General features: G+C 52.6%; 9 protein-coding genes. 5 read left to right on the top strand and 4 right to left on the bottom strand.

Features of this window, described 5'->3' with window-relative positions; all coding sequences use genetic code 11:
- Positions 1-7: 7 nt before the first annotated feature.
- Positions 8-343: a cupin domain-containing protein gene (locus BDD14_RS27345; protein WP_130424112.1), complete on the top strand. Its 336-nt coding sequence runs from the start codon at positions 8-10 to the stop codon at positions 341-343.
- 264 nt (positions 344-607) lie between these two features.
- A complete protein-coding gene (locus BDD14_RS32110) occupies positions 608-1,129 on the top strand; it encodes a hypothetical protein (protein WP_165420338.1) in 522 nt (173 codons plus the stop codon).
- Here the strand turns inward: BDD14_RS32110 and BDD14_RS27335 are convergent, their stop codons facing one another.
- Together BDD14_RS27335 and BDD14_RS27330 are read right to left on the bottom strand one after the other, a co-directional pair.
- A complete protein-coding gene (locus BDD14_RS27335; protein ID WP_130424108.1) occupies positions 1,130-1,594 on the bottom strand; it encodes a GlcG/HbpS family heme-binding protein in 465 nt (154 codons plus the stop codon).
- Between the two features lie 248 nt (positions 1,595-1,842).
- Positions 1,843-3,879 carry a glutaminase family protein gene (locus BDD14_RS27330; RefSeq protein WP_130424341.1) on the bottom strand — a complete coding sequence of 679 codons (2,037 nt, stop codon included), beginning with the start codon at positions 3,877-3,879 and terminating at the stop codon, positions 1,843-1,845.
- A 199-nt stretch (positions 3,880-4,078) separates the two neighbouring features.
- On the opposite strand from BDD14_RS27330, the gene BDD14_RS27325 reads away from it, so the two are divergent.
- On the top strand, positions 4,079-4,717 hold the full coding sequence (locus tag BDD14_RS27325) for a response regulator transcription factor (protein WP_165420337.1): 639 nt from the start codon (positions 4,079-4,081) through the stop codon (positions 4,715-4,717).
- On the opposite strand, the gene BDD14_RS27320 is transcribed toward BDD14_RS27325, so the two are convergent.
- Complete coding sequence (locus tag BDD14_RS27320) at positions 4,714-6,813, bottom strand: ATP-binding protein (protein ID WP_165420336.1); 2,100 nt, start codon at positions 6,811-6,813, stop codon at positions 4,714-4,716. The two genes, BDD14_RS27325 and BDD14_RS27320, sit on opposite strands and share 4 nt — an antisense overlap.
- A gap of 101 nt (positions 6,814-6,914) precedes the next feature.
- Complete coding sequence (locus tag BDD14_RS27315) at positions 6,915-7,805, bottom strand: substrate-binding domain-containing protein (RefSeq protein ID WP_278045550.1); 891 nt, start codon at positions 7,803-7,805, stop codon at positions 6,915-6,917.
- Between the two features lie 452 nt (positions 7,806-8,257).
- Between BDD14_RS27315 and BDD14_RS34810 the strand changes: the two genes are divergently transcribed.
- Positions 8,258-8,665 carry a carboxypeptidase-like regulatory domain-containing protein gene (locus tag BDD14_RS34810; RefSeq protein WP_130424100.1) on the top strand — a complete coding sequence of 136 codons (408 nt, stop codon included), beginning with the start codon at positions 8,258-8,260 and terminating at the stop codon, positions 8,663-8,665.
- A 66-nt stretch (positions 8,666-8,731) separates the two neighbouring features.
- Entirely contained in the window at positions 8,732-12,361 is a 3,630-nt protein-coding gene (locus tag BDD14_RS27305) for a TonB-dependent receptor (RefSeq protein ID WP_130424098.1), read from the top strand.
- Positions 12,362-12,847 lie beyond the last annotated feature (486 nt).

Raw genomic sequence — 12,847 nt, 5'->3', positions numbered from 1 at the left:
ATTGAAAATGAGTGAATACCTTCCCGAGGTCACTACGCTGACGACAGAGTCTTCGGCCCATTTCGGATACAATAACCATCCAATCGCGAAGATCAATGACCATGTCGTTCGAATTGCCACTATGACAGGGCCCTATCACTGGCATTTTCATCCAAACTCCGATGAGACACTTCTGGTGATTGAAGGGCGGCTTTGCATCGAATTCGAGAACGGATCGCTGGAACTTGACCCTGGCCAATTGCTTACTATCCCTCGCGGAGTCCGCCATCGGACCCGGCCGGTTGGAGGGCGATCAGTAAATCTCACGTTCGAGTTGGCACAATCTGAAACCGTTGCAGTCTGACATCCCAGTCATCCAGCTTACACGTTGAGGCGATCGTTGACCGCAATGCGATCCCCCCGTGCGGAGCGAGATACCGCTCCTGGGGTTTGGACTGAGGAATGACGAAAATCCTGGACGCAGGTGTGGTAGGTGTATGCGGAGTTCCGCCCGAACGCTCCGTCAACTGCTGACGAATGCTGTTGACTTTCCGGTCCGCTGCGATTTGAATGCTCCTGACGCCGGGGCGCGGTTGCCTTGCAATCGGTGTCAACCGAGGGCAGCGACATGAGCGACCATGCCGAACTGAACCCAACCGAAGTTCTTCATCGGCTTGGGCTGACCGAGGAAATGGTCCGGGCGCACGTGATGCGACCCGATCATGTCATGAACGCGACGCTTGGCTTCGATCTGCGTCGACCCGCCGACGCGACGGACGACCCGAGCAATCCTCCACCGCCCTCAGGACTGCTCTACCGGCTCAACACTGATAAGTTGCGGCGCGACCTTCATGGCCTGCTGAGCTTCTGCCTGGCGGGTTATTCGATGCAGCTGCGGCGCTACGGTCGAGTGGTTTTCGATGACCAATGGAACTGGTCGAAGACGCCGGTGGACGGCGAGGTTAGCTGGGACGGCGGAAGTCCCGATGCACGTCGCGAGCGTAAGCAAGCTGATCACTGCGATGGCGATGACGAAGCTGCTGGAGGACCACAACATCTCGCCGGACGCCCTGATCTGGCCATGGCTGCCGCCGTACTGGGTCCGCGGTCCGGGGGTGAACCAACTCACCTTTCGGCTTCAATCAGATAGTCATTGCTTGAGAAGCGCGTCAAGACCGGATTGCGCAATGGCTTCGTCAATCTCCGATTTGGCGCCGCTCGCGGATATCCCACCCAGAAGCTGCCCATTGACCTTAATCGGCAACCCTCCTTGATTTGGGAAAAACTCAGGGAATTCCAGCGCTTCCACATGACCTTTTTTTATCGTGTCTGCTCCTTCTCTGGATGGGCTGCCGTAGAAAGCAGCATGGCGCGCCTTTTTTTGGGCAAATTGAATCGTATTCAGTGAGGCCGTTTCGCCCTTTTCTAGAAAAAGTAGGTTGCCACTCTCATCTACCACGCAAATAGTTACGGAAACATTCAACTCCTTCGCCTTTGCCTCCGCCGCAGAAACCATGATTTTGATATTGGCAAGATCCAGATACTTCTTGTTTGGAAGATCGCTGGCAAAAGCTGTCACCGCTGGAAGAAGGATTGCTGCCAAGAGTCGATTCACAAATTCCTCCCGTAAACATTGTGCCTTTCCAACCTACCAGAGCGTTCATTCATCTTCAGCTGTAAACTTCCCTCACCACTTGCTCGCAAGTACGCCCTCATCACACGTCACCATACTACGGATGCCAACGCCACCATCATCACGACTCCACATACTACCGGCGGAGCCGGTACCCCGTCGCCAGCAATCCATAAGGCGCTACAGCAATTCCGAGCGAAAGTAACAAGCATCACCTATGATTTCCGATCCTATTTCTGTGCATTGGTGGGAGTCATCAGTGCCTTGATGAAGATGCCGCCAACCACGGAGCGTGCCTGGAAACGAATCTGACGTCCATTTTCAGTATCGTAATAGTCAGTCATAGGAACACGTGAACTTGATTGATCTGACCATGAAGCAATATTGTGTGACAAATCGATGAATTGCTTTTGGTCGTGGGTAAGAGTCGCTGTCCAGAACTCCCAATCCAACTTCGTGATAGTTTTACGGTTGTCGAGGGCCAGACCGAACTGCTTTGATTTCGTCACGTAGTAGGCCCATTCGGTTTGCGCAACCGATGGGGGAAAAAGATGCAAGTCGAGTATTTCATCCCATACGAGGTTATATTTCTGACTCCAAGTATCCTTTTGATCAAAGGCCAGTTTGTAATGATCGCCTTCGCGCGCCATAGTCTCCCATTTTGCGGGTAGCGATCTTGCAAGTGTCATGTATCGGGTTGCGAGATTCGTATCGCCCGTGCCACTGGCGATCTCGGCAAAACTGCCAAGAGCTTCGATAGCCTTCACAGATAAATTGGTGTTGTGCGCCAGATGGCCGGCAAAATCGTCGGTGCTGAGCTGATTTTCCGGGTCAAGCCCCTTTCTCTCCAAATATTCTGCCCACTTACGTAGCTGAGGCATGTATTGACGAGCAAAGTCCCAGTTGCCTTCTGCCCGGCCGAGTGCAGCAACCATGATGAGCAGGTTGCCGCTCTCCTCAACAGGCATTTGATTGTCTTCGGTCAACTCAGCGCCACCGTAGACTTGCCCGTTCGCAAGAGGAAATGTTCCGAGATCATGGGGCGCAAATGGGAATTTCCATCGTGGTAGCGACGCGTAACGCATTATCGGCTCGAGCTGTGCTTCGAGTAGTTTTGGATTGAAGTAGAGAAAGAAGGGCGAAGATGGGTAGGTGACGTCAACCGTGTCGATACAACCATTACTATCATTTTCTTTTGAGAAGAACATCGGACGCCCGTCTACATCCGCAACGAGTTTGTGAGCCGCAATTGTCTGACGGAAGGCGAGAGAGGTAAGGTAGCGATAGTCAGCGCCTCCAATCTGCTCCATGTGGGTCATTAACTCTTGATCAAAGTTGCGCCCACGTTCTTCCAGGGCCGGATATTCAGTTTCGGCACGAGTGAGCATCGCGGCTTCGGTCATTCCTTCGCGTTGCCAATAGGGTCGCAGTTTCCGGCCCAGATACTCGATAGCGTAACCCTCGGTATAACCAAGCAGAACGTGTCGCTTTACTGGCTGACTGCCGACCGCTCCCAAAGGCAGAACAACTGCGAGATGAACCGGCTGATCGTGCCCTCCGGCTGGACGAGGCATTGCCAGATCATCCGCGTCCGGGAGGTCGCCGTTTTTACCAAAGCTTGCCATACTTTCATAAGAAAGAGCAGTGCTCGACGCAACTCCGTCCGGAACGCCCAGATGGAAGTATCCCCAATCAATGCGGATGCGGTCACCTGACTGATGGAGCGTCGCCTGATCACGCGAACCAACATTAAGCAGGCTTAGATGCGGGATGCGAGTGCGACTCCACGTGACTGGCTGTGCGGAATCGTTGACCGCTACATTTGCATCCACGTCCAACATCAGCTCCACTCGATGCGTCTTACCATCGGTCGCCGAGGCGCTCCACGAGAGGTAAGTGACAGGTCGTGACATCACATCTAAATCCTGTGGCAGCAGAGGAGAAAAGAATGTTACTTCAAGACGTATGCCATGATCTGCAAAGATATACCGCGTGTGAAGCGGGGTGACTTCAAGTGAGATTTGCTGCATGGCCTCGACCGAGGGCAGACCAAAGTATCCACGCGGCATGGTCCCCATCCAGCGCTCGACGCGCCCATCGATACGTACCAATCCCACTAAGGGTTGCGGGGCTTCAGACCAGTGTTTCGTCTGGGTGTCGGTGAGATGATCTGCCATCGACCAGATGCTGAAATAAGGATCATTTGTAACCAGCGGCACGGCTGGTGGCCGGTGCTCTTGTTGCGCTTGTGCGGCTGATACGGTCATACAACTGATGGCCAATGCGCCAAATAGACTCCAAATGCTCACCACTCACCTCGACGCTGCACAATGCGCTCCATGCTAAGAACTTGCTGGAGCAACTGCAATAGTCGCAGACGCCCATTCTTGAGTAGTTCTACCGCACTAGTCCATGCCGACGGCACTTTTTTGCGCTAGGATGTTGCGTACTGTATCGGGAGCACCTATGAGCGCAGAGCAGCAGATTAGAGTCTTTATAGTCGACGATCATCAGGTTGTACGGATGGGTCTCAAAACAATGCTAGAAAGCGAACCAGATATCCGCGTGGTTGGTATGGCATCGAGTGGAACGGAAGCTTTGGATGCCCTAGACAATCTGGAAGTTGATGTTCTCCTCACCGATCTACACATGGCCGAGATGGGAGGAGACTCACTAATTATGCTGGCGCGAAGATCTAACCCGAAATTGCATGCTGCCGTGCTTAGTAATTACAGATCTGATCAAGATGTCTTCAGTGCGATCAAGGCCGGAGCAATGGCTTATATCCTGAAGAGCGCATTGCTCGAACAGGTTGTCGGCGTGATTCGTGATGTTCATCAAGGGAAGACAGTCATCCCGCCCCACATTGCGGAGCAACTCGCGCAGATCGTTAGCCGTAATCCTCCGAGTGCCCGTGAGGCCGAAATTCTGCAGCTTGTGGCGCTCGGAATGAATAATCGAGAGATCGCAGACAAGCTCTTTATCAGCCACAATACTGTAAGAAATCACATCAACAGCTTGCTTGAAAAGCTTGGCACACGTGACCGCACCGAAGCTACTGCAGTGGCAATCAAACGCGGCTTGGTACGAGTCAACTATGACTAACTTGCCCGGTGCGGCATACGTATTCGCAGCGACCGCACCCAATCGATGGATCTGGGTCCAAAGCCGTACGGTACCTGTACTGTGATTTGCGTACCCAAACCCGGCGCGCTTGTAATGCCAATTTGGGCTCGTACTTTTGCGCACCGCCGTTGCATCGTGCGGAGACCGAAACCACTGACAGCTGGATCATAGACAAAGCCGATCCCGTTGTCTCGCATATTGAGCACAACACCCTCGGCTTGATATCGCAGTTCTAATTCCATATCGGTCGCATGCGAGTGCCGGAGCATGTTGGTGATCGCTTCTCTGCCAATGTGAAAAATAGCATCCCGCACCGGCATTGAAAGCGATCGCGGCGTTCCTTCCCTTACAAAGCGAACAGGAAATACTTTGCTATCGCGCCGGTCGTCATCGAGCATCTCGCGGGCACAGCGATCCAGAGCGAACAAAACATCGCCACCCTCATCTGCATCTGGATGCAGTGCTGCGATACAGGCACTAGCCTCGCGATGGCTGTGCGAGACCATTTCATAGGCTCGGTGGAGCATCTCAATCACATCCGATCGGTCGGCCGTGCCGATTCGCATCCTGTTATAGAGGCCCTGCAGGTGAAAGCCTACGCCGGCAAAGCTTTGGGCCAGCGTGTCGTGCATATCATGCGCCAGACGTTCGCGCTCGTTGATGATAGCGTGCATCTTCCAGCGCTCGAGGCGAATGAAAAGGTATATACCGCAAGCGAGCATCGCCATACTTACGCATGCCACCCGTATTAGCTGCCGACCGTTCCACCATGGAGGACCTGCGAGGACCTGCACGTCATCGACCGCTCTCATCAAGATAGTGAAAGCAACATCCGTTCGGTCTGCCGGAGGCAGGATAGTACAGATACCTCGAATAGAAAGATCGCTACCTGGCTCCCATTTCTCGTAAGTCTGCATAGAGAGACCACCGTGGACAGTCGCGCTAAACGTTTGCGCCGAATCATAGAGCTGAAGTGTGATATTTCCCATGTGGTCGAATGACTTAGACCGCAACTTTCCACGCAGTTCCACGAGCGATGCATCAAACACTCCGCTTGCCGCCTCTGTTGAGGTAATGGAAATTGGAACAACCAGGGTACGGTCCCATAAAAGACGCACCTGGTCGGGTACGAGTCGCCGCGTGAAACCGCTGTCTACGCGTTTACCGGAAATCTCGACTTCATCGCCAAGGTTGAGTTCGATCGTCTTGCTGAGTTGTACAGCAATGCTTCCGGTCTGATCCTGTACGAACATGGGAGAGGTCAACGTAACGACTCCTCGGACCGTCACGGGCTCATTATTGAGGGGTGTCGTACGAACGTCTCCAATGGGGGAGATCTGTTTTGCGGTGCTATGCTCAGATCCTCCGATAAACTGTGCCGTATTGTCAGGCTGATAACTGCGGACCGGAAGATAGGTGTGCTGGAAATATCGTTCACGCATACTGCTGTAGTCGGACTCGCGACCTGGATAGTTTGGCTGTTCAAGAAATTGAGAACGGAACCGTATTTCTCGCCAAGCGGATTCGCTCGTTGCGGTAACGGAGACGTTACGCCACGCGCCCCCTGTGGCCTTGGAACGCAGCCCTATTCGTCCGCGTGCAATACAGGGCTCGTCACTAAAAGCTCCCCAAGAGGTCTGCCCGGTTTCGATATTTATTGCTTCTGCGCCGATCCGGCATCCTAAAACGACTATACGCAACCGATACCAGACACCAATCTGTACACCACCCTTCATTGGAACCGGCTGTCCCTCCATCCAGCCATGATCGGCACGACCGATAACTAGAGCGGAGTCAGCCGAGCGCAGTCCAACATAGTAGCCTTTATAGGAGTCCACCCCTCGCTCTTCGTCCCCAGATCGGACAATTACTCCAACATCCCCTTCATGACCTATCAGCTTGAGCTCTGCACTTAGCTGATAGTCTGTCCAATTGGGTGAACCGGACACCAACTTCGCACCTCCCTCATCCGAGCGGTTGTAAACGGCGCCGTTATCGATCTGCCATGCTCCTCCCAAGGGAGTCCACTCGGCTGCTTTGTTGCTCTTGAAAGAATCTTGGTAAGGGAACGCCACTCTGTCTCGTCGCAAAAAATAAACGAGCAGTGCAGACAGAATAATCACGAACAACGCAGAGGCCATGATCCAGTATCGACAACGAAAGAAGGTTTCCCGAGTCATGATTTGAATCGCCAATCCATCATGAGCATGGTTTGAATACTTTCGTCGTCGATATTCTCGCGGGTCAGTAGCACGGGCTTGACGTACCTGTAAGGAGGAACCTGATCCCCGCGGCTTTGCGCCATAACGGAAGATACGGCCATAATTCCCATCGCACGCATGTTCTGAGCGATCAAGGAGTCAACCGCTCCTTGTCTAAGCAGATAGAGAAGGTCCAAATTGTGATCGCATCCAACAATTTGAATTTGATGCGCGGTTCCCGTTGTTCGAACCGCTGCAATGGCCCCTCGTGTAGCTGTGGTAGTCAGCGAGAAGATTGCAGAAAGATGAGGATGTGCCTTTATCGCCTTTTCTGCTGCGAGCTCCGCCTGCCCAAAGCTAAACGGCCCTTTAATCTTTTCGACAACACTGATCTGCGGCTCTTCGCGATTTAGTGTAGCCTCGAAGGCGCTCGATCGATCGCCGTTGCGCGAGGAGAGTGGATCAAACCCAAGAATGAGAACCTCTCCTCTCCTATTCAAGATATCGCCCATCCGCCTTGCTGCCAGTTTGCCCGTTTCTTCCACATCGTTCAGTACGAACGAAAGCCTCTTTTCCGGCTTAAGTGAAACGGGTGTTCCAACGATCACTACCGACATACCGCTGTCGAGAGAACGCTGAATTACGGTATTCAAAGCGAAAGGATTACTTGGGCTCAGAATAAGTCCCATATTGCCACTGCGTATGGCGCGTTCCGCCAATACAATCTGCTGCTCTACATCGCCTTCTTCGGTCGGACCATTCCAGTAAATACCAACCTTTTCCTTTGCAGCCGCCTCGTTCACACCAGTGTGTTCCGTAACCCACATGGACTCGGATGCCTGGCCGGGAATCACACTAATGATCATGCGAGACGGAGCAGAGCGGCATCCCGAGTTGAACGACGTTGCGAAGCAGACCAACGAACACAGAACTATCAACGCGGCATTGGGCCGAACCATTTGAACCCTCTTCGAGATACCGAGGAATTGCAGAATCATTGGTGTTTCCCGCAAAGAGACGAGGAGACGTCGGCCAAACCATCCTTTCGGCGAGTGCGATAGGTATAACACGAGAGATAAAGATACACCGAGAGCTTTTGGCAAGCCTCCAAGTAATCCCGGGCGCTGGGGACAGCAGCAGTGTTTAGATAGTCCTACTGCACTACTGCAGATTGATGATTCGGGACCATTGACGGACTTTTTTCAAGAGTCTTAGTATCCTCCTAAATTTCGAGACCGTTTCGTAAAGTATCCCGCGCCCTAAAGCAGCGGATAGTACTGAGCTGTGCCTAGGCCAAGTTGTGACGTTCGGAGGATAAATGAAGATCGGCTTCCAACTGCGCACTACCGCTGGACAGGCTCGCCGAGCCTGCGGCTTACTCTCATTTGTGTTTCTAGCCTCATCCTTAGGCCTCATCGCAGAGGGTTCTGGGTCGATCTCCGGAACCATAAGCGACTCGACAGGAGCGGCTATTCCATCGGTCACAGTTACGGCGACACAAACTAAAACTGGGTCAAGAATGGTGGTGGAGAGCAATGATTCTGGCGCCGTGTTCCCAACGCTTCCTCCGGCTGAGTACTCGATCGCGACTCCGGAGACAGGTGTCCAAGGATATCTGCAAAACGGAATTGTGCTACTAGCAAATCGGGCAGCATCTGTAAACATCACACTGAACTTGGTTCCCGGTGCAAATCACAAGAGCGGTCTGCGAAGCGCCTGGCATTAGACCGACTATCTTCAGTGGCCCTCTTCCTGGGTCCCAGAGAAACTCAGTTTGTTTTTGGAGGCAGTAATGAAGATGCAAATCGGTAAAGCAATCCTGTCTTGCTCAGTCTTGGTGCTTTTGGCGTCCGGGTCACTGCTTGCTCAGTCCAACCAAGGTACTATTGCGGGCAATGTGCTTGATAGTACGGGCGCCGCTGTCCCACATGCCGCCATCGTAGCCAAGAATCGTGAGACGGGGTTTACATCGACCGCGGAATCTTCAGGAGCCGGATCCTATCGGTTTCCCACCGTTCCGCTCGGTTCCTACGATATATCCGTAAAAATGCAGGGCTTCAAGGCGGCGAATTATTCGGGAGTATTGGTTCAGGTCAATACCGTGTCGACTCTGGACATTACATTAGAGGTCGGTAGTTCTTCTGAGCAGGTTACGGTCGAAGCATCGGCGCCATCTGTGCAGTCAGAATCGTCGGAGTTAGGTGGCGTTGTGACAACAAAACAGGTCATTGAGTTGCCCCTGGCACTGGGAGGCGTAGGCGCGCTTCGGTCACCCGAGGCGTTCGTTTTCCTTCAGCCGGGAACGATTGGACCTGGAACACAGAACACCTCGAACGGCATCCGCCAGATAAAGATCGGCGGGGCTCAAAACCAAGGAATGTCCATCCTGGTGGATGGTCTCGATCAGCTTCGCTCTGAAAACGCGTCGTTTTTCGACGAGGAGTCTCCCTCAGTTGAGGCTATTCAAGAATTCAAGCTTACAATCTCGAACCCCTCTGCCGAATTTGGACGCACAACAGGAGCAGTCGAGAGCTTCGCCACAAAGTCGGGTACAAATGCGTTTCACGGATCTGTATACGATATATTTCGCAACGAAGCTTTGGACGCGAATACTTACTTCAACAATGGCCGTAAGTCTCTTTGTCTGGTGGCCGCCACAAACACGTCTTCAATCGCGAACTGCAACAATCTCTATCGTAGGCCTTCCAATAAACAGAACGACTACGGCGTAAGTCTAGGCGGCCCGGTATCCATCCCTCGTCTGTATAACGGCCATGAACGAACCTTCTTCTTTTTCTCATGGGAGCAGTTCAGGCAGAGCACAGGAGGGCCGGTCACATCAACTGTTCCAACGAATGCGATGCGGAACGGTGATTTTTCCGCCCTTCTTACGACATCCGTCATTACCACAAATCCGTGTGATGGCACGCCTGTGTATAACGGTCAAATCTTTGATCCGGCTACGACGAGAACGGTTAATGGCGTCCAGTGCCGAACAACGTTTCCGGGTAATATCATTCCGGCTGGACGGATTACATCGATTGCGAAGAACTACCTCAACTACTATCCGCTGCCTCAGGTTGCGGGCACATTCAACAATTACACCATCAATCAGCCGTATCCGATTACCAATACGACCTATACGGTTCGCATCGATAACGACCTTACCGCCCGCAATAAGATATTTGGCTCCTGGACGGCACGCCAGAACACGAGCCAGAAGAACCCCCGAACTCTTCCCGATCCGGTTGACCCGAACCAATGGAATCAGAACTTCGTAACTCACCTCTTCCGGTTTGGACTGACGACATCTGTGAATGCGCATGTCGTGAATCAGTTACTGGTGGGGTTTAACCGGACAAACGCTAAGAACTTCAGCGTCTCGGCTCAAGGCAACATTAACTACGCAAAGCAACTCGGCATCAGCAATATCGATGCAGTCGCCTTCCCATTAACCACGGTAGGGGAATCGATCCCAGTGTTAAACAGTGGTAATAATGGCGATCCCGTCGATAATGGATTGCGCTTCGCCGACACCGTTTCCATCGAACATGGGCATCACTATTTCAAAATCGGCGGAGACTATCGCTATCAACAATTCTTAACTTTCAATGGGCCTATCCCACGGCTTACATTTGCTCGGGCCCAGACCGCCGGAACCGCAGCAACCATTGCGACGACAAACAGTGGAAACGGATTTGCGAGCCTCCTCCTTGGCCTGCCAAATTCTGGATCTATTAACATGTATTCCAGCCAGCCGCGTTGGCTTTCTGCTTATTGGGCGGTCTTTTTGCAAGATGATTACAAGGTCCTGCCAAACCTGACGTTAAATCTGGGGCTGCGTTACGACGTCGATCTTCCGCGTAGCGAATCACGCAACCGAACGTCTAACTTCAGCGCGACGGCGATTGATCCTGCCTCGGGCAAGCCTGGCGCCCTGATCTTTGGGACGACTTGCAATTGCAATGCGAAATGGATTGACGCCTACTACAAGGACATTTCGCCTCGCCTCGGTTTCGCCTATTCTCCTGGTGCAGGCAATGGCAAGTCAGTCATGCGTGGCAGCTACTCCATTCTGTATGCGCCAATGTTCTACGCAGATGGCGGAAGCCAGATGAACACCGGGTACAAAGCAAACGCTGCATTCAATAGTGTGAATGCGTTTTCACCTGCCTTCGATCTCGCGGGAGGCTTTCCAGCGTATACGGCTCCTCCACTTCTAAATCCCAGCTATTTCGAAGGTCAGATCGTAGCCTCTAACTACATCAGGCCGAATATGAACAAGCCTGCCATGACGCAGCAATGGAACCTGGAGGTCCAACAGGAGTTTGCACCTGATCTTATCTTTACATTAGGTTACCTGGGCCAGCGAGGCAATCGGCTGCGTTCCAACCTGGAAAACATCAACAATATTCCCAAAAGTGCGTTTCAGCTCGGAGACAACTTAGCTCGCACCCTTGCTTCAAATACCGCAGGCGTCACAGCTCCATTTTCTTCGTTCTATTCGCTGTATGGAAATAACGTGCAAACATCCCAGGCGTTGCGTCCGTTTCCGCAGTACCAGCAGATTCAGACAAATTGCTGCCTTCAGAACGACGGTCAATCAACGTATCACGCGCTGCTCGCATCTCTGCAGCGACGTTTCCGGAGTGGTACCAACCTCCAGGTCTCATACACGTGGTCCAAAAACATCACGAATTCGGACACGATCGTACTAAACACAAATAACCTAAGCTCGATTCAAGACCCGACCAATCTCAAGGGTGAGAAGTCCCTTAGTACGCAGGATCTGCCAAACGTTTTCGTTACGAGCTTTATTCAGGAACTTCCGTTTGGTAGGAACCGCCGTTATTTCAATCATGGAATTACGAGCTACCTCGCAGGTGGTTGGCAGGTTGGAGCAGTTTTGCGCTACCAATCAGGCACTCCAATCTCGTTTGGCTGTGCATCATCTATACCGGGATGGGATAACTGCGTGCGCTTCAACCAGCGTCCTGGCAGCTCCTTCCGTAGTGCGGCTTCACGTAACAATTCAGTGAATCCTTTTGTCGTTACGAGCAAGGGAGCCGATCCCGCTGTCAACAGTCTCTTCAATCTGAACGTTTCCCGTGATGCGACGAATGGAGCGTTTGTAGATCCAAATGCATCCCGCAACGGCGGAGCGTATCAGCTTGGTAGTATTGCCCGGGTTACATCGGCGTTCCGCATGAATGGATTTAAGAACGAGGACATCAGCATTATCAAAAACACGCGAATCACTGAAAAGATGGATCTTCAGCTGAAGTTTGAGATGCTCAACGCATTCAACCGGCATGCCTTCGGAGTTCCTTCGGTGACCCCAACCGACAACCTCTTCGGAGTTCCAACCACAACGCTCACTACGGCACGGAACTCGCAACTCACCGCGCGCATCCGTTTCTAGCTGCGCCAAGATCAGGAAGAGCCGTCCTGAGCGGCTCTTCCTTGACCTATTTAGAAAGTTCCAACAGCATATTATTCGACTTCTAGGAGCTAATTAATGCGAACCTGCCGCCGCGCATCCACAGCGCTTGCAAGCTTGTTTTTTCTCTTTACTTGCACTCGCGCTACCGTGCTCCGTGCAGATCCCATAGCGGCAGACATTTCCGCTGTTAAGCAAGGCCCAATTGAAGTTTCCGCTACAAAATCGGCTCTGACGATTCGATGGACCGATGCGTCCAGCCAGCAGTGGTCAGCTGTCTTTGCGTTAGATGACAAGCTTCCTCTCATCACGTCGATTGCTGTTGGTGGGAGCAATGTTGTGGAGAAGGCGACACCGGTTTATCGCTGCAGCACAGGAACACGTACAGGCGGCTGGGACGCGTTCTTCGACTTCCCACCTGCCAGACCACAGGGGACACGGAACTTCATTCAGAGTTTTCATCCGACG

Origin of the sequence: Edaphobacter modestus (genome assembly GCF_004217555.1) — a bacterium.
Lineage (GTDB): Bacteria > Acidobacteriota > Terriglobia > Terriglobales > Acidobacteriaceae > Edaphobacter > Edaphobacter modestus.
This window is presented reverse-complemented; position numbering and strand designations above follow the sequence as displayed.